Annotated in this window: 24 protein-coding genes; 14 read left to right on the top strand and 10 right to left on the bottom strand. The window is 46.5% G+C overall.

Going from position 1 to position 25676, the window contains the following annotated elements; genetic code table 11:
- Position 1: 1 nt before the first annotated feature.
- Positions 2–1066 (bottom strand): outer membrane protein Omp38, encoded by a 1065-nt coding sequence (gene omp38 / locus P253_RS00205; protein WP_016659817.1) that lies wholly within the window; start codon positions 1064–1066, stop codon positions 2–4.
- Between the two features lie 377 nt (positions 1067–1443).
- On the opposite strand from omp38, the gene P253_RS00200 reads away from it, so the two are divergent.
- Together P253_RS00200 and P253_RS00195 are read left to right on the top strand one after the other, a co-directional pair.
- Positions 1444–1968, top strand: coding sequence for a GspH/FimT family pseudopilin (locus P253_RS00200; RefSeq protein WP_016659816.1), 525 nt, complete (start codon positions 1444–1446; stop codon positions 1966–1968).
- 122 nt (positions 1969–2090) lie between these two features.
- Positions 2091–3266, top strand: coding sequence for a thiolase family protein (locus P253_RS00195; protein ID WP_005175806.1), 1176 nt, complete (start codon positions 2091–2093; stop codon positions 3264–3266).
- 201 nt (positions 3267–3467) lie between these two features.
- Here P253_RS00195 and P253_RS00190 read toward each other — a convergent pair whose 3' ends face one another.
- The 4 genes from P253_RS00190 to P253_RS00175 all read right to left on the bottom strand — a co-directional run bounded on the left by P253_RS00190 (position 3468) and on the right by P253_RS00175 (position 8213).
- Entirely contained in the window at positions 3468–4454 is a 987-nt protein-coding gene (locus tag P253_RS00190; RefSeq protein ID WP_016659815.1) for a diaminopimelate dehydrogenase, read from the bottom strand.
- 241 nt (positions 4455–4695) lie between these two features.
- Positions 4696–5181, bottom strand: coding sequence for a DUF934 domain-containing protein (locus P253_RS00185; RefSeq protein WP_005175797.1), 486 nt, complete (start codon positions 5179–5181; stop codon positions 4696–4698).
- Complete coding sequence (locus tag P253_RS00180; RefSeq protein ID WP_016659814.1) at positions 5174–6817, bottom strand: nitrite/sulfite reductase; 1644 nt, start codon at positions 6815–6817, stop codon at positions 5174–5176. The genes P253_RS00185 and P253_RS00180 overlap by 8 nt, the downstream gene beginning before the upstream one ends.
- A 277-nt stretch (positions 6818–7094) precedes the next feature.
- Entirely contained in the window at positions 7095–8213 is a 1119-nt protein-coding gene (locus P253_RS00175; protein ID WP_016659813.1) for a CaiB/BaiF CoA transferase family protein, read from the bottom strand.
- 217 nt (positions 8214–8430) lie between these two features.
- Here P253_RS00175 and P253_RS00170 point away from each other — a divergent pair, with 217 nt between their 5' ends.
- The 4 genes from P253_RS00170 (at position 8431) to P253_RS00155 (ending at position 13481) form a co-directional block, all read left to right on the top strand.
- On the top strand, positions 8431–9441 hold the full coding sequence (locus tag P253_RS00170; RefSeq protein WP_034597576.1) for an AraC family transcriptional regulator: 1011 nt from the start codon (positions 8431–8433) through the stop codon (positions 9439–9441).
- A 181-nt stretch (positions 9442–9622) separates the two neighbouring features.
- Positions 9623–10828 (top strand): acetyl-CoA C-acetyltransferase, encoded by a 1206-nt coding sequence (locus P253_RS00165; RefSeq protein ID WP_016659812.1) that lies wholly within the window; start codon positions 9623–9625, stop codon positions 10826–10828.
- Positions 10829–10839: 11 nt separating this feature from the next.
- A complete protein-coding gene (locus tag P253_RS00160) occupies positions 10840–12972 on the top strand; it encodes a 3-hydroxyacyl-CoA dehydrogenase NAD-binding domain-containing protein (RefSeq protein WP_016659811.1) in 2133 nt (710 codons plus the stop codon).
- Positions 12973–13148: 176 nt separating this feature from the next.
- On the top strand, positions 13149–13481 hold the full coding sequence (locus P253_RS00155; protein ID WP_016659810.1) for a hypothetical protein: 333 nt from the start codon (positions 13149–13151) through the stop codon (positions 13479–13481).
- A gap of 37 nt (positions 13482–13518) precedes the next feature.
- On the opposite strand, the gene P253_RS00150 is transcribed toward P253_RS00155, so the two are convergent.
- Genes P253_RS00150 through P253_RS00140 form a run of 3 tightly spaced genes read right to left on the bottom strand, consistent with a single transcriptional unit; the run spans position 13519 to position 15900 of the window.
- Positions 13519–14235: an endonuclease/exonuclease/phosphatase family protein gene (locus P253_RS00150; RefSeq protein WP_016659809.1), complete on the bottom strand. Its 717-nt coding sequence runs from the start codon at positions 14233–14235 to the stop codon at positions 13519–13521.
- A gap of 5 nt (positions 14236–14240) precedes the next feature.
- Entirely contained in the window at positions 14241–14669 is a 429-nt protein-coding gene (locus tag P253_RS00145; protein WP_016659808.1) for a GNAT family N-acetyltransferase, read from the bottom strand.
- A gap of 10 nt (positions 14670–14679) precedes the next feature.
- Complete coding sequence (locus P253_RS00140; RefSeq protein WP_016659807.1) at positions 14680–15900, bottom strand: class I SAM-dependent methyltransferase; 1221 nt, start codon at positions 15898–15900, stop codon at positions 14680–14682.
- A 107-nt stretch (positions 15901–16007) separates the two neighbouring features.
- On the opposite strand from P253_RS00140, the gene trhA reads away from it, so the two are divergent.
- From trhA to P253_RS00125, 3 genes are all read left to right on the top strand, one after another.
- The gene (gene trhA, locus P253_RS00135) at positions 16008–16649 is read left to right on the top strand and encodes a PAQR family membrane homeostasis protein TrhA (protein ID WP_016659806.1); all 642 of its coding nucleotides are present in this window, start codon (positions 16008–16010) and stop codon (positions 16647–16649) included.
- Between the two features lie 143 nt (positions 16650–16792).
- Positions 16793–18112 (top strand): MFS transporter, encoded by a 1320-nt coding sequence (locus P253_RS00130; protein ID WP_016659805.1) that lies wholly within the window; start codon positions 16793–16795, stop codon positions 18110–18112.
- A 140-nt stretch (positions 18113–18252) separates the two neighbouring features.
- Positions 18253–18657 (top strand): hypothetical protein, encoded by a 405-nt coding sequence (locus tag P253_RS00125; RefSeq protein WP_016659804.1) that lies wholly within the window; start codon positions 18253–18255, stop codon positions 18655–18657.
- A gap of 18 nt (positions 18658–18675) precedes the next feature.
- Here the strand turns inward: P253_RS00125 and P253_RS00120 are convergent, their stop codons facing one another.
- Entirely contained in the window at positions 18676–19686 is a 1011-nt protein-coding gene (locus tag P253_RS00120; protein WP_005175772.1) for a metallophosphoesterase, read from the bottom strand.
- 107 nt (positions 19687–19793) lie between these two features.
- Here P253_RS00120 and P253_RS00110 point away from each other — a divergent pair, with 107 nt between their 5' ends.
- Positions 19794–21428 carry a phospholipase D family protein gene (locus P253_RS00110; protein WP_171066729.1) on the top strand — a complete coding sequence of 545 codons (1635 nt, stop codon included), beginning with the start codon at positions 19794–19796 and terminating at the stop codon, positions 21426–21428.
- Between the two features lie 21 nt (positions 21429–21449).
- On the opposite strand, the gene P253_RS00105 is transcribed toward P253_RS00110, so the two are convergent.
- Positions 21450–22265 carry a lysophospholipid acyltransferase family protein gene (locus P253_RS00105; protein ID WP_034597361.1) on the bottom strand — a complete coding sequence of 272 codons (816 nt, stop codon included), beginning with the start codon at positions 22263–22265 and terminating at the stop codon, positions 21450–21452.
- Between the two features lie 368 nt (positions 22266–22633).
- Between P253_RS00105 and hflX the strand changes: the two genes are divergently transcribed.
- From hflX to P253_RS00085, 4 genes are all read left to right on the top strand, one after another.
- Complete coding sequence (gene hflX / locus P253_RS00100; protein WP_034597358.1) at positions 22634–23992, top strand: ribosome rescue GTPase HflX; 1359 nt, start codon at positions 22634–22636, stop codon at positions 23990–23992.
- A gap of 35 nt (positions 23993–24027) precedes the next feature.
- A complete protein-coding gene (locus tag P253_RS00095) occupies positions 24028–24399 on the top strand; it encodes a hypothetical protein (protein ID WP_016659802.1) in 372 nt (123 codons plus the stop codon).
- 11 nt (positions 24400–24410) lie between these two features.
- Positions 24411–25085, top strand: coding sequence for an LrgB family protein (locus P253_RS00090; RefSeq protein WP_016659801.1), 675 nt, complete (start codon positions 24411–24413; stop codon positions 25083–25085).
- Positions 25086–25176: 91 nt separating this feature from the next.
- Positions 25177–25623 (top strand): DUF2147 domain-containing protein, encoded by a 447-nt coding sequence (locus P253_RS00085; RefSeq protein ID WP_016659800.1) that lies wholly within the window; start codon positions 25177–25179, stop codon positions 25621–25623.
- Positions 25624–25676 lie beyond the last annotated feature (53 nt).

Raw genomic sequence — 25676 nt, 5'->3', positions numbered from 1 at the left:
ATTATTGAGCAGCTGCTTCTGGTTGTACAGTAACTGTACGGCTACCAGTGATTGTCGCGAATACACGACGGTTCATAGCACGACCTTCTTTGGTGTTGTTGTCAGCAATCGGTTGATCCCAAGCGAAACCTTGAGTTGACAGACGAGCTGGGTCAACATTGTATTCGTTTACAAGTGAAGATTTCACAGAGTTCGCACGAGCTAAAGATAAACGCTCGTTCAGTGCACGTGGACCAGTGTTGTCTGTGTGACCTTCGATACGCGCTGTTGCGTTTGGATACTCAACCAGTTTCTCAGCAACTTTAGCGATTTCTGGCTTGTATTGATCTTTGATGTTTGATTTGTTGGTATCAAAGAATACGCGAAGTTCCATGTTCAGGTCTTCAGTCAACTCTTGTGGAGCTGGTTGAACTGGAGCAACTGGCTCAACTGGAGCAACTTCTACCACTGGAGCAGCTGGTTTTAAACGGCCGCCAAGAACAACGTTCAGACCTGCTAAAGCAGTGTAGTTCCAGAATTTTTCGTCAAAGTGGTAAGTACCACGTGCTTCAGTACGCAGCGCTAATGCATCGTTTAAGTGCCAGAATGCACCCACACCAGCATTACCTAAAGTACCTTCTTCTTTAAAGCCACGACCTACACGGCCTAATTCAGCTTCTGTAGCACCATCAAACTCATACTTGTAGTGACCAGCACCTAATAATACGTATGGCTTAACTTTGCTGTCATAGTTTTTAGTGAATACGTCTGAAGTCGCGTAGAAGTTACCCGCGATGTTTTGACCTTTGTATTCAGCACCAGCCAAATCAGTCATATCGCCTTTAACTTGGCTATATTCAGCTTCGAAACCTAACCAAGGAGTAAGTTCAACACCAAGTGCAGCACCTACAAATAAATCATCTTCCATTTGACCAGAAGTAGTTAACTCACCTTCATCACCACCATTGTTGTGCTGAGTGTCTTGGAAAGTGTAACCAAGCATTAATGGAGTAACAGTTACGCCTGCGTTTGCAGCTGCTAAAGGCGCAGCTACGAGCATTGCCAATGCAATACGACTCATTTTCATGGATTTATCCTCCAGAGATAACAAATTGTTGTTCAAGCTCAAGCCTAAAGTTCTGGCTATCCTGAGATAGGCTTTTTTTACCCCAGTTTTCTTTTTAAGCTAGTCACTTTGAATCATACAAACACTTTATTCTTTTTCCAAGTGCTTGATAATTTTAATCAAGTAAATTATTGACAAAATTACTTACAATTTCCGTTGTAATTCGGTAAATTTTTACTCAATTTTTTGTTGTGGATAGCTTATTGTCACTTCCACTTTATTTTAGCAGCTTTATAGAAAGATGCATAAAAATAATGACAACCTAGAAAAATATTACAAAACAATATTTTGTATTACAGAAACATAATAAAAATATAAAAATTATAGGTCTACTTAGTATGTACCCAATTAAATCTCACACTTCAGGCTTTAGTCTGTTTGAACTCATTGTGGTGATGGCAATTATTGGCATCATCAGTGCGATTGCTTTGCCCCATTTTCAGCAATACTTAGCCCAGCAAGAAGCCAAGCGTATCCGTTATTTACTGCAATATAGTATTAACCTGGCCAAATCCCAAGCGCTCACCTATCGCGCCAATATTGTAATTTGCCCCAGTGCCGATCTGCAGCAATGTCAGAATAATCAATGGAACAGCGGTTTTATTATTTTTATCGATCATAACCGCAACCGAAGCCTCGACTCAGGTGAATCTATTGTCTTAACTGAAAAGACCCGCCTGAAATACGGTAACCTGGAATGGAAAGGCGCCCTGTCTCTGCCCAGTCTCAGATTTAACGCCCAGCAGGGTTTACCTTTAGGCTCTAATGGCAGTTTTTATTATTGTTCAGGTTTTACCCCCAATCAGCGTATTTTCCTCAGTAATCGTGGTTTTCTACGCATAGAATTTCCCAATAGCTGCTAAAACTTATGCGTCTAAAGATGTATGAAAATTACGCTTTATTCTGTGGATTTTTCCCCTATACTGCTAGGGCTTAAGCTCAAAATAAATATTGAATTGATTAGAAACAAATTGGAGATACAACGATGACGGATATCGTAATTGTTAATGGTGCACGGACAGCAATGGGTGGTTTTCAGGGTAGTCTTGCCAGTTTAACCGCACCCGACTTAGGTGCAGCCACCATTCAAGCCGCTATTTCTCGTGCTGGCTTACAACCGACCGATATCGAAGAAGTCATTATGGGCTGTGTTTTACCGGCTGGCTTAAAACAGGGTCCTGCACGTCAAGCCATGCGTAAGGCAGGCTTACCGGATTCAACCGGTGCCGTAACCATTAATAAACTGTGTGGTTCAGGCATGAAAGCGGTCATGCAAGCCGCAGATATGATTAAAGCCGGTTCAGCAACTTACGTGGTTGCAGGTGGTATGGAATCAATGACCAATGCGCCGTATATCCTGCCAAAAGCACGCGGCGGTTTCCGTATGGGCCATGGTGAAGTCAAAGACCATATGTTCCTAGATGGCCTTGAAGATGCAGAAACCGGCCGTTTAATGGGTTCTTTTGCACAGGACATGGCCAATACCAAAGGTTATACCCGCGAGCAAATGGATGACTTTGCTATTCGTTCATTAAAACGTGCGCAAACTGCAGTGAATGAAGGTTATTTTACCGATGAAATCGTGCCTGTAACGGTGTCTACCCGTAAAGGCGATGTCGTGGTCGATAAAGATGAACAACCATTCAACGCCAATATTGAAAAAATTCCAACACTACGCCCAGCGTTTGCTAAAGATGGCACCATTACTGCGGCCAATGCCAGCTCTATTTCGGATGGTGCATCTGCACTTGTATTAACCTCAGCAGACAACGCTGCAGCAAAAGGTTTACAACCGCTAGCCAAGCTGATTGCCTATGCTTCGAATTCACAGCATCCATCTGAATTTACCATTGCGCCAGTCGGTGCAATTCAAAAAGTTCTGGATAAAACCGGCTGGACGGTTGCAGATGTGGATCTGTGGGAAATCAATGAAGCTTTTGCCATGGTGACCATGTGTCCAATGGACGAGTTCAAACTGGACCCAGAAAAAGTCAACATCAATGGCGGTGCCTGTGCACTTGGTCACCCAGTTGGTTCGACCGGTTCACGTATTATTTTAACCCTGATTCATGCCCTGAAACGTACCGGCGGCAAGCGTGGTATCGCAGCCCTGTGTATCGGTGGTGGTGAAGCAACTGCAGTGGCGATTGAGTTAATTTAATCTTTTAAACCCCTCTTTACCTTGCACTTCGTTAAAAGCAATACTTTTAATTTGTTCAGGGTTTGGGGAGATTTAATTCAGTCAATCCTCCCCTAACCCCTCCTTTATTAAAGGAGGGGGATTTTAAAAGACAAAAATAAAAAGCCTTCACTTGGAGGCTTTTTATCATCACAATTAAAGTAACCGTTTAAATTTTAATACTTAAAGAATTTCTTTACGCAGTTGTTCCGGTGACTTCATCGACAATAAACCTGGTGCAACATCAAATGCGGTTTTCGCACCGTACTGACCCATCTGGTTCATGCGGTAACACGCACGTGCATAAGCCACCAATACGCTTGCCGTAAACTCAGGATTACTCTCCAGTTTCAAAGAGAATTCCATGACTTGATTATGGGCATCGCTGGTATTGCCACTACGAATCACGAATCCACCATGTGGCATACGATTGTGTTCATTACGAAGAGTTTCTTCATCAATGAAGTTTACCGTTGTATTGTAGTCCGCAAAATAATCCGGCATGGTCACAATGGCCTGTTCAACCTTGGCTGCGTCTGCACCCCCTTCAAGTACCACATAGCACTCACGCGTATGCTTATCTCGGGTGCTTAACTCTGGACGTGAACCACTACGCACCTTGTCCATCGCATCGGTGGAGGGAATGGTATATTGCACACCCGCTTTCACACCCTCAACACGACGAATCGCATCTGAGTGACCCTGACTCAAACCTTTACCCCAGAAGGTATAGGTTTCACCGTCTGGAAGTAATGCTTCACCGAACAAACGATTGATAGAGAACATACCCGGGTCCCAGCCAATCGAAATCATGGCTGTTTTCTTGTTCGCAAGTGCTGGCGCATTTACAGCATCAAAGAACTCTGGAATACGTGCGTGTGTATCAAAGCTGTCGACAGTATTAAATTTACTTGCTAATTCAGGGGTCTGTTTAGGCAAATCATCTTTCGATCCACCACATAAAATCAGTACATCAATCTGATTCTGGAAGTCAACCAATGCATCCATATGAAAAACTTTGGTTTCAGTAAAGCAGGGTGAAACAGTTTCAGGCGCACGGCGAGTAAAAATACCCACAAGCTGTAAATCTGGGTTCTTTTGAATGGCAGTTTCCACACCACGCCCTAAACTGCCATAACCAGCAATACCAATACGAATAGAATGTTGCATACAGACAAGTCACTTCAAGCTAATAGTTAAACTTTTCCAAATCAGATTCATAAAACGAAGATGATTGGGTGCTTCTTCTGTGGATTCAAGCCATGATTCAGCCTGCTCACAGAATGCACCATATTGTGCCACAATGTTGTATTTGCACCAAATTAAAGCAAAGTCAGTCGCGATGCTGATCTAAATCTATCGCATAAAAACAAAAAAACCTCCTGACGGAGGTTTTTCGCAACGGGTGAAATTAAGCACCCGTTTGATAACGTGCCTGAGCCACGGCCGTCGAAGCCTGATAAGGATGGGTAAAATCACCCAGACCGGCTGCCGCTTCCTGAATATCTTTACCTTCTTTAATCACGAAGGTATCGAAACCGGAACGCTTCATATAGTTCAGTACATCTTTAAATACATCACCTGTTGCACGAAGTTCACCTTCAAAACCCTGACGGCGAAGCAGTGCAGCAAATGAATAACCACGACCATCGTTAAAGCCGGCAAACTCAATAAAAATGGCATCGAGTTGATCTAACGGAAACTCATTGGTTTCAGGCGAAGCATCTACGGTTAAGTACAATGCTTTTTTACCTGAAACATTAGCAAGTTGATCGAGCTGCTCAACCGTTAAAACCACATCACCTTGTGGTAACACGCCATCTTCACCAATAATTTGGTAAGTATTGTCTGCAATCGTGCCATCTTTAGAGAGCACTTGTAGTGCGGTATTAAGCATATGCACGCTCCTTAAATGGTTGAATGCCAACACGGCGATAGGTATCAATAAACTCTTCACCTTCCTGGCGCAGGTCAAGATAGGTATTTAAAATTTCTTCCACCACATCTGGCACTTTTTCCGCAGCAAATGATGGCCCTAAGATGTCACCGATTGAGGCGTCATGGTCTGCATTACCACCCAAGGTAATCTGGTAGAATTCCGCACCTTTTTTATCAACACCTAAAATCCCGATGTTGCCGACATGGTGATGACCACAAGCATTCATACAACCGGAGATGTTCAGATCCAGTTTACCCAGGTTGTAAATGGTATCAAGGTCATCAAAACGGCGAGAAATCGCTTCAGAAATTGGAATTGATTTGGCATTGGCCAGCGAGCAGAAATCACCGCCTGGGCAGCAGATAATATCAGTCAAGAAACCAATGTGCGCACGCGCCAGATTGTGTTGATCCAGGGTTTGCCATAAGGCAAACAGGTCTTTTTGTGGTACATCTACCAGGGCAATATTCTGCTCGTGTGTAGTACGTAATTCACCGAAAGTGTACTGATCAGCCAGGTCAGCGATCAGGTTCATTTCTTCCGTGGTGACATCACCCGGGGCAATACCGGCACGTTTCAGTGAAATGGTGACAATACGGTAGCCTTTCACTTTGTGTGCATTGGTATTGATGTTAAACCATTGCTTGAACTTCGGATATTGTGCAAACAGCGCGGTGAAGTCCTCATCTGCATAGTCCTGATAATCGAATGGCGTAAAGTTCTCATCCATTTTTTTCAGGGTGTCTGCATCGACTTTTAAGGTTTTCACCGTATGTGCAAATTCAGCTTCAACTTTCTCGGCAAATACTTCTGGCGTGAGTGCTTTTACCAGAATCTTGATACGTGCTTTATATTTGTTATCACGACGGCCGTGCAGGTTATAGACACGCAGCACTGCTTCCAAGTAAGCAATTAAGTCTTCACGTGGCAGCCATTCTTTAATCACTGCACCGATGATTGGGGTACGCCCCAAACCACCGCCAACCATGATTTTATAGCCCATTTCGCCGGCTGCATTGCGTACAATATACACACCAATATCATGGAAAGCAGTTGCCGCACGGTCAATTTCTTCAAGTGCAGATACCGCAATCTTGAATTTACGTGGCAAGAAGGCAAATTCTGGATGGAAAGTCGACCATTGACGGATCAGCTCACAGGTCGGACGCGGATCGGCAATTTCACCAGCGACCACACCGGCATACTGGTCCGTGGTGGTATTCCGGATACAGTTACCTGAGGTTTGAATCGCGTGCATCTGAACTGTGGCCAGTTCAGCCAGCATATCTGGCACGTTTTCTAGTGCAGGCCAGTTAAACTGAATATTTTGACGTGTTGAAACGTGGGCATAACCACGGTCATAGGCCTTGGCCAAGGCAGCGACTTTACGCAGCTGGGTCGAGCTCATTAAACCATAAGGCACGGCAATACGTAACATTGGCGCATAGCGCTGTACATATAAACCATTTTGGAGACGAAGTGGACGATATTCATCTTCTGTCAATTTGCCCGCTAAATAACGTTCCGTCTGGTCACGGAACTGCGCAACACGTTCATTAATCAGTTGCTGATCGAAATCAGTATATAAATACATGGCGTACAGCTAGTAGTTTCATTATAACGACCGACAGGATAGCGACATTTTATCTATCAACAAAATGCGTTTTTTACATATTTCATAGCGATTTTATTGATAAGTCAGCTGGACTTGCGCTGTAAGCAAGCCTTTGCAGCCATTCATTATTATTTTCTGGATCTTTCATTATTTTTTGCGTTATTTAGCATTTTTTTTCATAAGATGTTTATCCTCACTTTTGGGTCTGGATAAACATCTTATATTGGCTGATAAACCTCTTTTATAGACCGGCGCGTTACCAGTTCCCCTGCCCCAAACCTTGGCCACGGAAATCATAACGGGCTTTGGAGCGCGAGAATTTAATCGGGCAGGCCAACTGCGCTTCAGTGTCTGGGCTGTCCTGTTCCAGTGGCACTTGAACCACCCATTCGCGTTGCTGGGCCAGTGGTGAATGCAGTGCTTCTTCTAAATACAGCACCGGTTCGACACAAACATCCTGCTCGGCAAATATTTGCTGCCATTCTACCCAGCTTTTGGATTGAATTTTATTGCCAATGGCCTGTTTCACCGCCTGCCGGTCGTCTGAATCAAAAGAACTTCCTTTTTCCACAATTAGTGGCAACTCCAGGACCGCGGCCAGACCTTGCATAAATTGTGGCTCCAAACCACCGATCGAAAGATAGCGGCCATCTGAGGTACGATAGTAATCATAAAAAATCGCGCCATTTAAATGGCCAGCTTCGGGACGCTGCTGTTCCTGTCCGGCCAGGCTGGCTGCCGCAGCCATATTGTTTAAGGCCGCCACACAGTCAGTCATGGAAATATCAATATATTGTCCCTGTCCGCTGCTTTGCCGTTCAATGACGGCGGCCAATATACCGACCAGCGCATGTAGTGAGCCACCTGCGACATCGGCAATCTGAATGCCCATTGGCGGTGGCCCAGACTGTGCCCGGCCACTATGCCCGGCAATACCGGAAAGCGCTAAATAATTGATATCATGTCCAGCCTTGGCCTGATAAGGACCGCTTTGTCCATAGCCGGTAATGGAACAATAAATCAGTCCGGGATGAATTTCTGCCAATGTGGCATAATCCAGCCCCAAACGCTGCATTACCCCAGGGCGAAACTGCTCAACCACAATATCGTAATCTTTAATTTTGGCTTTAATTTGTGCAATGCTGTCCGGGTCTTTTAAATCCAGCGTCACCGACTGTTTATTGCGGTTCAGGTAACTGTGCGAAGTCGCCTGGCCATTGGCATAGGGCGGAAATAGCCGGACCAGATCGGGACGGTTCGGTGATTCAATATGCACCACTTCTGCGCCTAAATCGGCCAGATAAAGCGTGGCAAATGGTCCGGGTAACAAGGTGGAAAAATCTAAAACTTTGAGTCCGTTTAAAGCGTATGACATTGGAGTTTTTACTCTATTTGTGTTGATTTTTTCATCATCTTAGAAATATAAAAGCATAAACACAATGTCATGTTCAGCCATTTACCTTGATCATTTCGGCAATTTAATATGTGAAAATGGCAAAACAACTCAAGTAAATTGCCAAAAACTTTATTTTTAATGTCATTTAGGTCAAACATACGTGATTACCAAAGACAAAGAGTCAGAAGGCTTTAATATGAGCCGCGATACCATCAGTATCCACTTCGTAAATGCGGCTCTAACCGGTGTCAAACGCCTAGGCATGGACGTCGAGACCTTATTATCACACGTGGGTATTGAGGCCGAGCTATTACGCCAGCCCAAAGCGCGAATCTCGCCAGAACAATATACCCGTTTTATTAAAATGCTGTGGATGGTGACTCAGGACGAGCACATCGGCTTTGATGTTCAAGGCCGCCGTCTGGGTACTTTTGCCATCATGTGCCAGCTGATCATCCACGCCAAAACCTTGGGCGATGCCTTAGAACTGTCCTCCCAGTTCTATAAACTGTTTGGCGATGAATGGTCGGTGACGCTGGAACGTGACAAACACGAAGCCCGTCTGGTGCCGTTAATTCCTAAAAGCATGGACCCGGACCACTTTATTACTGAAAGTATGCTGATGATCTGGCATGGTCTGGCGTCGTGGTTAATTGAACGCCGACTGCCGCTGGAACGTGTCCACTTTGGTTATGAGCGCCCTGCCCATGCCGATGAATATGATGCGCTGTTCTTCGCCCCGGTGATGCAGTTTGATATGCCACGTACCGAAATTACCTTTGCGGCCGACTATCTGGACTTGCCAATTCGCCAGAATGAAGAAACCCTGGAAGAATTCCTGAAAGCGGCACCGGCACAGTTATTGGTGAAATTCAAGAATACCAACTCTTTAACTTCACGAATTCGTGATGTCCTGAAGAGCCAGATTGGCGAAGAAATGCCAACCTTGAATGATGTTGCCTCAATGCTGTATCTGTCGCCGCAAACCCTGCGCCGCCGTCTGGCAGCCGAAGGTAAAAGCTATCAGGGCGTCAAAGATGCCTTACGTCGTGATGCCGCGATTCACCTGTTGCTGAATCCGGAACTGACGCTAGAAGATGTAGCGCAACAGGTCGGCTTTAGTGAAACCAGTACCTTCCACCGTGCCTTTAAAAAATGGACTGGAGTGACACCAGGGCTATATCGCCAGTTACACGGTTATCACTAAACATTTTTTAGACAACGTCTTTTCAGGTTTGATCTTCCTCTCCGCCCTCACCGCCAAGTGAGGGCTTTTTTTATTGGCGAAAAGCATCATCTGACCTCGCCCGTTCTCGTCATTGCACTTCATCAATTAATCATTACACTCAAAAAGCATAACAATTTAAAACTCATCAAAGGGATAGCACATGAGCGAGGCTTATATTATTGATGCCATTCGCACACCACGCGGAAAAGGAAAAAAAGATGGTTCACTCTATGAAGTGAAACCGATCAGTCTGGTCACCACCCTGTTGCGTGAATTAAAACAGCGCCATCAGCTGGATACTGCCCAGGTCGATGATATTGTGCTGGGCTGCGTCACACCGGTCGGTGATCAGGGTGCCGATATTGCCAAAACAGCAGCGATTGCTGCCGGCTGGAACAATGATGTGGCAGGTGTGCAGATCAACCGTTTCTGTGCCTCCGGTCTAGAAGCCGTGAACTTGGCCGCGCAAAAAGTCCGCTCTGGCTGGGAAGATCTGGTCGTCGCCGGTGGAGTGGAGTCAATGTCCCGCGTACCAATGGGTTCAGATGGCGGCCCGTGGGCGCTGGACCCGGAAACCAACATGGCCTCGAAATTTGTCCCGCAAGGCATTGGTGCCGATTTAATTGCCAGCATTGATGGCTATAGCCGCGCCGATGTCGATGCCTTTGCCGAGCAGTCACAAAAGAAAGCCGCGGCTGCGCAGGCCAATGGTCATTTTGAGCGTTCAATTGTGCCGGTCAAGGACAAAGCCGGTGTTGTAATTCTAGCCAAAGATGAATTTATTAAGCCGAATACCACCGCGGAAGGCCTGGCCAAACTCAATCCAAGTTTTGAAATGATGGGACAGATGGGTTTTGATGCCATTGCACTGCAAAAATATCCTGAAGTCGAGAAAATTCAGCATGTGCATCATGCCGGTAACTCCTCCGGTATTGTCGATGGTGCCGCGCTGGTGTTATTGGCCTCGGAAAAAGCCGTACAGGAACAGGGTTTAAAACCACGCGCCAAAGTGCTGGCCACGGCACTGGTTGGTGCTGACCCGACCATCATGCTCACCGGTCCTGCACCGGCAGCCCGTAAAGCTCTGGCCAAAGCTGGCTTAAGCATTGAGGACATTGACCTGTTTGAAGTCAATGAAGCTTTTGCGGCGGTGGTGATGCGGTTTATTAACGAGATGCAGGTCGATCCGGCCAAAGTCAATGTCAACGGCGGTGCAATTGCCATGGGTCATCCACTCGGGGCCACCGGTGCCATGATTTTAGGCACCCTGCTGGATGAGCTGGAACGTCAGGGCAAAAAACGTGGTCTGGCCACCTTATGTGTCGGTGGCGGTATGGGTATTGCCACCATTATTGAACTGGTTTAAGGAGGAGCCGCATGAGCGCTATTCAATTCGAAAAAAACGCCGACAATATTGTAATCTTAACGCTAGACTCGCCAAACCAGTCCGCCAACACCATGAATGCAGATTTCCGTGCCGCTTTGGCGGAAACCGTGGAAAAACTCAAAGCCGATGAACAGATTGCCGGAATTATCTTCTGTTCGGCCAAAAAAACCTTCTTTGCCGGCGGTGATCTCGATGAACTGATTCAGGTTCAACCGGAACAGGCCAGCGATTTTTTCCAGATGGTGGAAGGCATGAAAGCCCAGCTGCGTTATATCGAAACGCGTGGTATTCCGGTGGTGGCTGCCTTAAATGGCACAGCTCTTGGCGGTGGCTGGGAACTGGCGCTGGGCTGCCATCACCGCATTGCCTTGAATGACCCGAAAACCAGATTCGGTTTACCCGAAGTGACTTTAGGGTTGCTACCAGGTGGTGGCGGCATCGTGCGAATGGTACGTCTGCTCGGCCTGCAAACCGCTTTTCCATTTTTAATCGAAGGCAAACAGTTTGGGGTAGAAAAAGCTCTGTCTTTGGGCTTGATCCATGACACGGCCGACTCAGCAGATGAAATGCTGCAAAAAGCCATCAACTGGATTCAGGCACATCCGAAATCACAACAACCGTTTGATGTAAAAGGCTATAAAATTCCGGGCGGTGATCCGAAACATCCAGCGGTGGCGCAGATGCTGGCGATTGCTCCGGCGATTTTACGTGACAAGACCAAAGGCTGTTATCCAGCACCGGAAGCAATTATGTCGGCCGCGGTCGAAGGTGCACAGGTTGATGTCGATACCGCACTGACCATTGAATCACGTTATTTTACCTATCTGGCGACCGGTCAAGTCTCTAAAAATATGATTGGTACCTTCTGGCATGGCCTGAATGCCATTAAATCCGGTGCCAGCCGTCCACAGAATATTCCGCAGTGGCAGGCGAAAAAAGTCGGTATTTTAGGTGCCGGAATGATGGGTGCCGGAATTGCCTATGCTGCAGCCATTAAAGGTATTGCGGTTATCCTGAAAGATGTTGCTATAGAAAATGCTGAAAAAGGCAAAGCCTACAGCCAGAAACTGCTGGATAAAAAAGTTGCTCAAGGGCGGATGACTGCGGAAAAACGTGACCAGATTCTGGCACGCATTACCCCAACGGCCTCAACCGCAGATCTGGCTGGTTGTGACCTGATCATTGAAGCGGTGTTTGAAAATCAGCAATTAAAAGCACAGGTGACCCAGGAAGCCGAAGGCTATCTGACTGCCGATGGCGTGATGGCCTCCAATACCTCGACCCTGCCCATTAGCGGTCTGGCGCAAGCCGCGAAAGATCAAAGCCGTTTTATTGGCCTGCATTTCTTTAGTCCGGTCGATAAGATGCAACTGGTTGAAATTATTAAAGGCCAGAACACCAATCGTGAAACCGTGGCCAAGGCCTATGACTTTGTCCAGCAGATTGGCAAGACGCCTATTGTGGTCAATGACAGTCGTGGTTTCTTTACCAGCCGTGTGTTTGGTACCTTTGTGCAGGAAGGTCTGCGTATGCTGGCAGAGGGCATCCATCCGGCCAAAATTGAAATGGCCGCGCTCAAAGCCGGGATGCCTGTTGGACCGCTGGCGATTCAGGATGAAGTCTCGCTGACCTTATCCGAGCATGTCGCGGCAGAAACCCGCAAAGCCTTGCAGGCGGAAGGCAAAGAACGCCCACGCTCAGGTGCAGATGAAGTCATTGAAACCATGATCCATCAGTTTAACCGTAAAGGTAAAGCAGCCGGCGCTGGGTTCTATGACTATCCTGAAGGTGGCAAAAAATCGCTCTGGGAAGGCCTCAGTTACTGGAAAAAAGAGCAGACTGTCGATGAGCAGGAACTGATTGACCGCTTCCTGTTTGTCCAATCGCTGGATACTTTGCGCTGTCTGGAAGAAGGCGTGCTGGAATCGGTGGTAGATGGTAACGTCGGCTCGATTTTCGGGATTGGTTTTGCCCCGTGGACAGGTGGTGCCCTGCAGTTCCTGAATCAATATGGACTAAAAGATGCGTTAAACCGAGCACAAGCTCTGGAACAACGCTATGGTGAGCGTTTTGCCCCACCGCAGTTATTGAAAGATAAAGTCGCGCAAGGCGAACAAATTTAAACCCATCCATCTGGGTAGCATTCAAGAGGCCTTTAGGGCCTCTTGTCTGTTCTGGCGACAGTATTGAGCCGCGCCTCGGCGCAAGGAAAGCATTTTCTTGGCTTGGACTTTGAAATAATTATGTTATAAAGTTTCAACAGATTCAGTTTTCTTTTTATCCAATTGGGCAGTTTGTTATGACCGACCACTCATCTCCAGAAAAATCTCCTTGGGGTTGGAAAGCACTTATTATTTTCTCGGTTTTAGGTGCGTTATTTCTTGGCCTGTTCTATCTTGCCGTGAGCAATGAACCGGACTATATGCCAAGCCAGCAGAATAAACACAACACCCAGCAACATGCGTTTAAAAATGCGCCTGCCATGTCTGAAGAGGCTTTGGCCAAAGCTCAGGCTGACCGCGAAGCGCGTGAAGCTCGTGCGGCGGCCAGCGCAGAACAGCATCAGATGACCGAAGCGGAACACGCTGCCATGGATGAAAGCCATGAGCAAGCACCTGCACATGGGCACTAATTAAATACCATTTGAAAATAGACTCTACTCTTAGGGTCTATTTTTCAAACTTGGGTGCTAGATCAAAATATAGTGGTAAATGATCACTCAAACTTAGCCAAGGTGTTTGATCTCCCACCTGCATGCTAGCTTGATCTATTTTCCAAAATTGCTCAGAAGCAAACATATAATCAATATGATATGCCTTCGCTAAATTTCGCTGTAAAAAGAATGTTGCTTGACTTTCCTGCCCTTGTTTCTCATTAGAAATGTGATGGTAAAGACTCTTTATTTTTAGATCATTAAATATACGTATGACATCGGAGTGATTCCACCACCGATCCCAAACATCCCACTGTGAGTTGCTGTTAAAATCTCCACCAATAATGAGCGGAATATTTTGCATTTTTAGTTGATGTAACTGTAAATATTTCCAAATTTGACCAATATATGCAAAAGTTGGAGAGTTTGCATGTTTTGCCCATACAGCAAGGAGCGTAAAGGATTGATTAACTTGAATAGGTAAAAATAGTTCTAGTTTGTTGTCTTGCCAATCTAATACTTCTAGTGATAAAGCATCTTTTGTAAAAATACCTATGCCTTTATTCTTATTATTTCCTTTCCAAACAAAATTAGAAAAATATTGTCGATAAATTTTCTTTGCCTGTTCCGTATGCTCACATTCCTGAATAATATAAATATCGGCATCAAATTGAAGAATAGGCTCAATTTTATTTCTAAAAGCACCATTACAATTCCATGTCACAATCTTCATTGTATTCAACTTTCAAACACTAAACGCATGTCTACATGCGCAATACCACAATCTAAATACGATTCACCCTCCACTTGAAAACCCAAGCTTTGATAAAACGGAATCGCGTGTTCCTGCGCAGACAACTTGACCCACGGACGTTGCTGCTGCTTTGCCATCTGAATAATATGCTGCATTAGAACACGTCCCACACCTAAACCACGCTGTGACTTCAGTACCGCGACCCGCCCAATACTGTGATTTTCCAATAAGCGTGCTGTTGCAATCGCCTGCTTTGCTATATAAACCACAAAATGCAAGGCAACTGCATCCTCCTGATCCCATTCATCTTCCGGGGCAATTGCCTGCTCCTGAATAAAAACCGCTTCACGAATTACTTTGGCATCGGCCTGCAAGTCCTGCCAGCTGCCGGCATGAATACTGATCTGGCTCATTGTTTTATCCTTAACATTTACGTCCGATATCCTGCTGGTCCCACTGATCATTCAGCAATAGCTCCAGCGAATGTTTTTGAATGCCATAGAGTTCTTTTAAGGCCTGAATCTGGGCCAGCACTGCCGCATCTGGCGCAGTATAGTCTTTGCGTTTGGTGGCCAGAATCATCTTGTTTTTGCTGGTATGTTCCAAAGAGACAAACTCAAAAACTTTGGTGTCATAACCATAAGCTTTGAGCAATAACGCACGAATGGTATCGGTCAACATTTCTGCTTGTTGTCCTGCATGAATACCAAATTGTAGCATCGGTTGCAAAACGCTTGGGCTTTGTAATTGTGGACGTAACTCTTTATGACAACACGGCGCACACATAATCATTTGTGCATTCAGGCGAATGCCGGTGTGAATGGCAAAGTCGGTGGCGACATCACAGGCATGCAAGGCAATCATCACATCGAGCTGTTCCGGGGCATAGGTACGGACATCGCCCTGGAAAAAGTCCAGTTGCTGAAAGCCGGAATCTTGCGCCACCTGCTGGCAGAACGCGACCATTTTCGGATTCAGTTCCACACCGGTCACATACGGCGTCTGCTGATGCTTGGCCAGATAGTCATACAGGGCAAAAGTTAAATAGCCTTTGCCAGAACCAAAATCGACAATATGCAAAGGCTGATCTTGAGTGTTGAGCTGCTCCACTGCCCCGGAGAAAATTTCCACAAATTTATTAATCTGTTTCCATTTTCGCGCCATGCTCGGAATGATCTGGCCGTGCTGATCGGTAATGCTTAAATGCTGCAAAAATGGGCTGTCCTGTTCGACATAACGCTGTTTGCTGCGGTCATGACCTTGCGTAACAGTTGCCGGTGCAACCTCAGCTTTTTTCTTGTTCACCATCAGTATGGCTATTTTCTTGTTCTTTTTCAGCTGCAGGTCTTTATCTCGCGTCAATAAATTGGCCTGTTTGCAGCAGCCTAGCAGCGCGCTGACCTGAGCCACAGCCTCAGATAAAGGATAGTTTTTGGTAACATCCTGGGTTTTATATCGGTACACACAGTTCAGTACAGCTTCATTTTGCAAAGAAATGACCCGGAAGGTCATTTTTTCCAGCTGTTCAAGTTCGCCTTTGTACTGACTCAGAATTAAACGCTCAAAACGCTGTGTTTCAATGGCTTGCTGAAACGCATCTAGAAATTGTTGTTCCGGATTGGGAGAAGTCGCCAATTGAGACATGAGTAAAACCTGAAATGAATTGCAGCTAAAGTGTAAAGCGTCTTACGCGAAATGCAAAATTGAATTACTATACATTCGTATATTTTAATTATAACGATCCCACGCTTATGAATGCACCCTTGGCACCTGACTACGATCCGGTTGAAGAACGAATGAACTTCATCAGCCATGCCATAGGCGCGGCTTTGGCGCTGGTGGCCGGTATTTTTTTAGTGATTAAAGGCAGTTATTTAAGTATTGGCCCTTGGATCGGGCTGTGGGTCTATGCGCTGAGTATGTTCCTATTGTTTTCGGCGTCCAGTCTGTACCATTATGCCGACAGCCCACAGCGCCGCGGCTGGTATAAAAAGCTCGATCACACCGCCATCTATTATTTAATTGCCGGCACCTATACCCCTTTTCTGTCTATCGCCATTCCCACCGCCAAAGCGCAATATCTGTTAATTGCACTGTGGATTATTGCCCTGATTGGCACCGTATTTAAGCTGGTGTTCATCAACCGGTTCCAGAAAATTTCGCTAATTGCCTATCTGGTAATGGGCTGGTTAGCACTTCTGGTGATTGATGTTATGCAACGCTTTTTAAGTCCACCTGCGCTGACTTTTTTATTGATTGGTGGAATTTCTTATACGATTGGTGCATTGTTTTATGCGTTAAAACGGGTAAGATACACACACGCTATCTGGCATATTTTTGTATTGATCGGGGCAGGATCACATTTTCTGTCTATCTATCTGTACGTGATTTAATTGTTTTGATTCTCCATTTCAGTGACCCTGAGCGCGTTGAATCGAAACGATTGCCGTTGTTTTTTTTAAGAAATTACGCCTTTTTTTAAAAAGATTACGCTTGTAAAACTAATTTTTTATTTTTAATAAGTGTAAGGTCATTCATGGCGTCATCAACTTCTGCTGCAATCAATGAAGAAGCAGCACCAACGAACTCAAAATTTCGTGTCCTCACCGCGAGTCTGGTAGGCACTACCATCGAATTCTTCGATTTTTATATTTATGCGACTGCTGCGGTCATTATTTTCCCGTACCTGTTCTTCCCGACCAGTACCGATCCAATGACCGCCACCATTCAGTCTCTGGCCACCTTTGCCATTGCCTTTATTGCCCGCCCGATTGGCGCGGCACTGTTTGGTCACCTCGGTGACCGTATTGGCCGTAAAGCCACCCTGGTCGCTGCGCTGCTGACCATGGGGATTTCCACTGTAGCCATTGGCCTGTTACCCACCTATGCACAAATCGGCATTGCTGCACCGTTACTGCTGGCCCTGTGCCGTTTAGGTCAGGGGCTGGGCTTGGGCGGTGAATGGTCAGGTGCGGTTTTACTGGCCACCGAAAATGCACCGGAAGGCAAACGTGCCTGGTACGGCATGTTCCCGCAACTGGGGGCTCCAATTGGTTTTATTCTGGCCACCGGCTCCTTCCTGTTGTTGGGTGCGTTCATGAGCGAAGAAGCATTCATGAGCTGGGGCTGGCGTATTCCCTTTATTTCCAGTGCCTTACTGGTAATTGTTGGTCTGTGGATTCGTTTAAAACTGCATGAGACACCGGCTTTCCAGAATGTTTTAAACAAACAGAAAGAAGTGAATGTACCGTTTAAAGAAGTCATGACCAAACATTGGGGCATGCTGATTTTAGGCACCATTGCCGCGATCTGTACGTTCGTGGTGTTCTATCTGACCACGGTATTCGCGCTCAACTGGGGCACCACCCAGCTCGGTTATAGCCGCGCCGACTTCCTGGAATTACAGCTGATTGCTACCCTGTGCTTTGCAGCGTTTATTCCACTCTCAGCGATTTTGGCAGAAAAATTTGGCCGTAAAGCCACGTCTATTGGTGTGTGTGTTATATCGGCGCTCTTTGGTCTGGTTTTTGCCAGTATGCTGGAATCCGGTAATACCTTGGTGGTGTTCCTGTTCCTGTGTATTGGTCTGGCGATTATGGGGCTGACCTATGGTCCAATTGGGACCGTTCTGTCAGAGATTTTCCCGACTTCGGTACGTTATACCGGGTCTGCGCTGACCTTTAACCTGGCCGGTATTTTCGGTGCCTCTTTTGCACCGCTGATTGCCACCAAACTGGCGACCGAATATGGTCTGGCTGCCGTGGGTTATTACCTGACAGCTGCATCTATCTTGTCACTTCTGGCCTTCTTGGCGATTCGTGAAACCAAGCATGATGATGTCAACAGCCAGATTTAAAATGTTCATCTGACTGAAAAAAACCAGTGTAGAGAACGCTGGTTTTTTTATCTATGATGCAAAATCATACACAAACACACTATTGCATCTGGCCAAGTTTAGAAACAATAAAAGCTTATCCCCCACCAGCAGGTCATTGTATGGATCGTCTGATTGAAACCCTTCGGGAAGAACAACTGGTGAAAGTTATTTTGTTGCTGGATGATGGCAAACGCCATGAAGCGGTGCAGTACCTCAGAACAGACAGTCATTTGACTGAAGCAGAAGCCCAGCAGCTGATTGATGAACTGATTCGCCAGCACGGTCTGGCCATGGATGCCTCCAAGGGTGAATGTGCCCCCAAACCGATAGACGACATCAGCACACCCTATTTTGATACTGAAGATCCACCGCGCCCGCAGCTACATACCGAAGCACAGGCCCCGGTCGAAACACCGGCAAATGGCATTGAAGATTTAAACCGGAATAATCACCGCCTGAATATTGGGGTATTGGTCTTGATTGGCGTCGTGATTCTGATTGCCTTGCTGTGGTGGGTCTTTTAAAACGCCCACCTTTTGGCATTAGCAGAGTTCAATAATATCAATGGTCGGTGGCACCCGAAAACGAAATGGCACACCCACCATCCCAGTACCAACAGTGACAAACACATCGGCATGTTCATGCCGGTACAGGCCTTTTTTATGGCCGACAATCGATACGCGTTTCATTACATAATCGGTCAGCCACGGCAATTCCACCTGACCGCCATGGGTATGCCCCGACAGCATTAAGGGATGGGTCGGCAATTTTGGCACCATATCAACCGTATCGGGGTTATGCGATAGAATCAGCCACGGCTTGTCTTGCGGTAAATCCGGCATATAGCGCATATCGGTACGGCCGGACCATAAGTCACCAATCCCAATCAGGCGAAACTCGTCAAATTCGACAATCTTCCCTTCAATATCAATCACATGATTGACCTCAAGCGCATGTTTGAGCAGTTCCTGAATCGGCGGTCCGGGATACTGTTCATCATGATTGCCGGTCACGGAATAAATTGGCGCTTTAATCTCTTTTAGTATTGCCAGTTCATCGGCCAGTTTATTTTCCGGCTCATAGGTCCAGTCACCTGCCACCAGCACCATTTCCGGTTCTTCCTGGTTAATCTTGGCGACAATCTGCTTGAGCTGGCGTTCATGCCCGGAAAACAGACCAATGTGCAGGTCGGCAATCAGGGCAATTCGGACCGGGCGTTGTAGCGGCTGATCGGGCAGCATCTGATAGCGGGTGGTTTTGACCAGAATCAGATGTGGCTCAATAAAACGCGCATAGACCAGCACACCACTGACCAGCCCGATAAAAATGGCTTCATGCAAGGAGTAATAGCCAATCCAGCCGGCATAAATACTAAAGAAAAACAGCGGAATTAATAAGTAAGACAGATAAAAGGCCAGCAGATGCACAAAGGCTTTAAAGGGATGAATCGTTTCTGTATTGGCCTGACTACGCCATGCCTGCGACACAGCCCAAACTGCCAATATGGCCAGGCCGATATAGAAATACAGTATAATTGATTGGCTATCCCACATAGTTATGCCCGACTCTCCCCCGGCGACTAAATTCGTCCGTTCTTATATTTATCTTTTCACAGCTGGCAATTATACTCAAACCAAATTTTGGACTTGTTTTAGACAATATGATACATCCTGACAAATTTAATTTGCAATCAAATACATACGCGAGAAGTTCTGCGTCTGCTTCTATCGCGGCCATGCTGTTGAGTTGCAGTTTAGTGTTGGGAGTCAGTGGCTGTTCAACCCTGCCCAAGCAGATTGAACATCCGGTTCAAATGGCCTTTGAAACGCCAACCGAGCATACTCATCTGGCCCAGATTGTATTGCCGCTGCGTGAAAAAAATCCGCAGCTGACCGGTTATCGGGTGCTGTATGATCCGCTAGAAGCCCTGTCAGCACGCTTGTATTTAATTGATAAGGCAGAAGAAACCCTCGACCTGCAATATTATATCTGGGACAACGACAAAATCGGGGCGCTGGCGCTACATTCAATTATTCGCGCGGCTGATCGCGGCGTGAAAGTGCGCTTACTGGTCGATGATAACAATGCCAAGAAAATGGAAGGTATTTATCTGGCGCTGGACCAGCACAGCAATATCGACGTCAAGCTATACAATCCGTACCGCTTCCGTAAATACCGCGCCATGGACATGGTGCTAGATTTAAAACGTATCAACCGGCGCATGCACAATAAAAGCTTTATTGCCGATAACCAGATTGCCCTGATTGGCGGGCGCAATATGAGTAACCAGTATTATAACGTCAGCGACAGCTATCAGTTTTCCGATGTCGATGTGATGCTGGTCGGTTCTGCCTCCGATGAAATCATTCACTCCTTTGATGAATACTGGAATGATGATTATGCCTATTCGGTCAAGCAGCTGGTCAATCCACAGCAGCATCATCTGCGTTATGAAAGCCTGAAACAGCAGCTCGAAGACCATTCTGCAGAAGTGGCGGTACAAAATTATCTTGATTTAGCCACACGCTCCCAAGCCATTGAACAGTGGTTCAACCACAAAATCCAGTTTGACTGGGTCAAAGCAGAAGTGGTGAAAGACTCGCCAAGCAAGATTAAAGACCGCGCACCGAAAGAAGAATTACTGAATTTCCAACTGCTCAGTCATCTGGAAAAACCGACTGAAAGTGTGGATATCATTTCGGCCTATTTTGTGCCGGAAGAATCCGGGGCCGACCGCTTAAAACAGCTGGCCAATGACGGCGTACAGGTGCGGGTACTGACCAATTCCTATAAGGCCAATGACGTTCCGCTGGTACACGCATTTTATGCTAAATACCGTCAGGACTTACTGGAAAATGATGTCGAGCTGTATGAATTCTTGTATGCACCCGAGGCCGAGCATCTGAACAGCAATACCGAAGAACTGTCGAAAAAAGCCAAAGTCAGCTTAAAAGGCCTGAGCCGTTCCAGCCTGCATGCCAAACTGATGGCACTGGATGAAAAACAGGTCTTTATTGGCTCTTTTAACTTTGACCCGCGCTCAGCCTATTTAAACAGTGAAATTGGCGTATTGCTCAACAGTCCGACGCTGGCGAAATCGGTGCATCAGACCATGGATGCCAATTTATCCAAATATGCCTACCGTCTGGTGCTGGATGCACAAAACAACATTAACTGGCGCGTCGTGAACAGCAAAGGCGAAGAACGCGTATTTGTTAAAGAACCGAAAATGAAATGGTATGAAAAAGCAGCCATGAAAATCATTTCCTGGCTGCCAATTGAAGGCTTTATGTAAGCCTGCAACACAGGTTAAAGCTTAAGCACTGGCCTGCTGAATCAGGACTTTTTGATGCAGCTGCTCTAAGCCCTCAATCATCTTGTTTTGAACCAGCGAGGTCAGGCTTTCCACCGTATGCCCTTCTACCGAAATCGGGTTTAGAGCCATTAAATGTGCGGTGACTTTCGGCATTTCCAGCACATTTTTAACATGCTCAATAAAGGTCATTTCATTGATAAACGGCGCTACGGTATCCAGCTCGCCCTGCTGGTTGATATAACAGATCAGGCAGATTTGCACCGGACGCTGCGCTTCAATTGCCGCGCCCAATAAACGGCCATGTACTTTTTTAATTTTAGTCCCATCCGAAGTCGTGGCCTCCGGGAAAAACAGTACCGGCACATCCTGTTTTAAAAACTGGGTAATCTGGTCGCGGATTTTAATTGAATCTCCCGAACCGCGTTTAATAAATAAGGTCCCGCCACCTTTGGCCAACTTTCCAAACACCGGCCATTGCTCAATTTCAGCTTTGGCCAGAAAAAATACCCGCGCACCTGAACCGAGCACTGGCACATCCAGCCACGACACATGGTTGCTGACCCATAAGGCCGGCTGGGTGGGAATTTCTCCATGCACTTCGACTTCAATATTGAACACCTTGCACAACTGACGGCAAAAATGCTGCACATAACGGGTATTCTGCGGATTATTCGGCTGCTTATACAAGCTGTGACGATACACCAGATAAAAGCCTTCGCTCACCGCTGCCAGACCGGCAGTGATTTTTTTAGAATAGAGAAAAAATTTGGACAAACTATTCATTGAAGCGGATGAAGATAAAGAAACTTGAGACATAGCATAATCGTGAATTGCGAAAATCACAGCAAGAATTGTTCAGAGAACTGTATTCTATCTTGAAGCAATTGACCAGACATTGATCATAAGCACCGAAAAACTGTCCAGATCGCTCAATTGAAATGCGCTATACCAATTCTTCTACAGTCTTGCTGCAATGGATAAATCCACAGCAAATCCCTTGATGTAATGATCATGCTGATGAATCAGATACAACGATCAAGCTTTCCATGCCTCCCTCTCACAAAGAGGATGATACTGATTCCAAATTGAGGATTGTGAGGATTCGCCTGCTTTTTGTCATGCTGCTGTAATCATCTTCATCTAGTTCACGCAGCTGGCGCTTTTTGCTCTAGAATAGAATTTTCATGAGGAGAAATGCCCAGGTGCCAGATTACCAGCAACATCAAGGTGGTGAACGCGTTGTGCTCGTGAGCGTCAGCGTACAGATTTTAGAAGACCTTGATGCAGAAGAATTTCATCTGCTTGCAAAATCTGCAGGTGCTGAAGTTTTGCAGCATGTGTTTGCCCAGCGGATTAAACCCGATGCCAAGTTATTTATCGGTTCTGGTAAAGCGGACGAAATTGCTGCGCTGGTTGCAGAACTCGAGGCTGAACTGGTGATTTTCGATCATGCGTTGACGCCGGCACAGGCACGTAATCTTGAAAAAATCATGAAATGCCGTGTGGTCGACCGGACCGAGCTGATTCTGGATATTTTCGCCCAGCGCGCCCGGACCTATGAAGGGAAATTGCAGGTCGAGCTGGCACAATTGCATCACCTCTCCTCACGCCTGATTCGTAGCCGCGGCAATCTGGACAGTCAAAAAGGCGGGATTGGTTTACGTGGTCCGGGTGAAACCTTGCTGGAAACCGACCGCCGCCTGTTAAGAATTCGTATGGGCCAGCTGAAAGCCAAACTGGATAAAGTCCGCCAGACCCGTATGCAGGGTCGTGTGGCCCGTCAAAAAGCCGCCGTTCCTACCGTATCACTGGTTGGCTATACCAATGCCGGCAAATCGACGCTGTTTAATATTCTGGCCAATAGCGATGTCTACGCTGCCGATCAGCTCTTTGCTACGCTCGACCCGACCTTACGCCGGCTGGAATGGGATGGGATTGGTACGCTGGTGCTGGCCGATACCGTGGGTTTTGTCCGTAATCTCTCGCACTCGCTGGTGGAATCATTTAAGGCCACGCTGGAAGAAACTCTGGAAGCGACCTTGTTGCTGCATGTGATTGATTCCAGCAGTCCGGACATGCTGGAACAGATTGAAGCAGTTGAGCGCGTCCTGAAAGAAATTGGCGCAGATGTGCCGGTGCTCAGGGTTTATAACAAAATCGACTGCACCGGCGAGCAAGCCAAAATTGTCTATGCCAAGCCACATCAGCCGGAGCGGGTTTATATTTCTGCGCATTCCGGTCAGGGACTGGAGCTGTTACGTCAGGCCGTGCATGAATGTCTGATGGGCCAGATTCAAAGTTTTGATGTGGTGTTAAAACCGGCCTATGGCAAATTACGCAACCAGTTTTATGAACTGAATGTAATCCAGTCCGAGCACTATGATGAGCAGGGACAACTGAATCTGCGCGTAAATATGGCCCCGGCCAAACTGGAACAGATGATCCGTCAGGCGCACTTGCCGCTGGACGAAATTCTGGGTGCCAAGGCTCAGCAATTTAAACGGCCTTTAGAAGAATTTGAAATTGATGATGAGATCAGTTAAAACTTGAACAGTAAAATATGACCGACTGATAAAAAATGAACAGGCTTAAACGTATCGACTGGCCAGCTTGGATTGGCACACTGCTCTTAATTATTGTATTTCGTGAAACAGCCGTCTGGATTGCGACCTATTTCAACCATCCTGAACTGGGCAACCTGATGGGTTTACTCAGCCTGCTGGTGGTGCTTTTCCTGTGGCGCCGACTGCATAAAATTCCAGCCCGGATTGTCGATACCAACAATAAAATCATGAAAGAAAGTGCGTTTGCCTTTTTACCGATTAGTGCCGGCTCACTGCTGATGCTGACCCATATGGGCAATAAAATTCCGGCTTTTCTGGTGGTGCTGTTTCTCAGCACCCTACTGCCGTTATGGCTGTATGCCAAAATAGCCAAACGCTGGCTCTAGGAGATTAAAACATGCTCGCAATTGTTTATGGCTTTTTAATCACCCTGGTGGCCTATCTGCTTGCCAAACCCTGTAACCAGAAACTGCCGCAAATTCCGGTCATTGTCTTTGGCATGATTTTTATTGTGCTACTGCTGTATGTATTTGGCATTCCCTATGAAGATTATATGGCACAGGTCAATCCGCTGTTTAACCATCTGCTGGGTTATGTGACCGTGGCACTGGCGATTCCGCTGGCGGCCATGCGCTATGATGATCTGCCGCTCAAAGCCATTCTGGGCATTTTGCTGTTTGCCAGCATCAGTGCCGTAGCCTTGCCAATGGGACTGGCCTATCTCTTACATATGGCCGGCGATGACATCATGGCATTTGCCACCCGTGCCGTGACCACACCAATTGCCATTAATATTGCCACCCTACTGGAAGCACCGGTCAGTCTGGCCATTCTGATTGTGATTTTATCTGGGGTGATTGGTGCCGCTTTCTCGCCGCTGCTGCTGCGTCATATTAATGATGAGCGCGCCTCAGGACTGGCCTTAGGCCTTGCTGCGCATGCAATTGGCACAGCGCAAGCCTGGCAACGCGGTAGTGTGGCCGGACGTTATGCTGCATTTGGAATGGCGGTGAATGCCGTGTTTACCGCAGTCTGGCTGCCAACATTTATACTCTTTATTCAAAAAATGTGACTCAAGAATCAATATTTACATCTTGTGTTGATGAAAAAATATTCTTAAGATGAAAATTGAATTTTTTGAAGTGTATTAAAGGGATAGAAACATGGGGAAATTTAAATATACAGTGGCACTTCTGGCAGCCACATTCAGTGCCGGCGTTTTCGCGGAAGATCTCTCCGGTACCTGGCGCAATATTGATGATAAAACCGGTTCATCCAAAGCCATTTTAGAGATTCGTCAAGAAGCCAATGGCACCTATACCGCTAAAATTGTCAAAATTACACCACGTCCGGGGTATACCCCGAAAACCACCTGTGTGGACTGCCCTGCACCCTATACCAATCAGCCAATTTTAGGCATGGATGTACTAAAAGGACTGGCGTATAAGGGCAAACTCAACTATAGCGGCGGCAAGATTATTGATCCGCTGTCTGGCAATATTTACAGCACCAAAGCCAAACTGAGCAGCAACGGTAAACGTCTAACCCTCAGAGGTTATGTCGGCGTATCTGCGCTTGGCCGTAGCCAAACCTGGATTAAAGCAGACTAAGCTACATTCGAACATGCCACAGGAGGTGGCATGTTCTACTAATATATTGAAAA

It is taken from the genome of Acinetobacter indicus CIP 110367, from assembly GCF_000488255.1.
Taxonomy (GTDB): domain Bacteria; phylum Pseudomonadota; class Gammaproteobacteria; order Pseudomonadales; family Moraxellaceae; genus Acinetobacter; species Acinetobacter indicus.
Note: the sequence above shows the minus strand (reverse complement) of the source record. Positions and strands in the feature narration are given on the sequence as shown.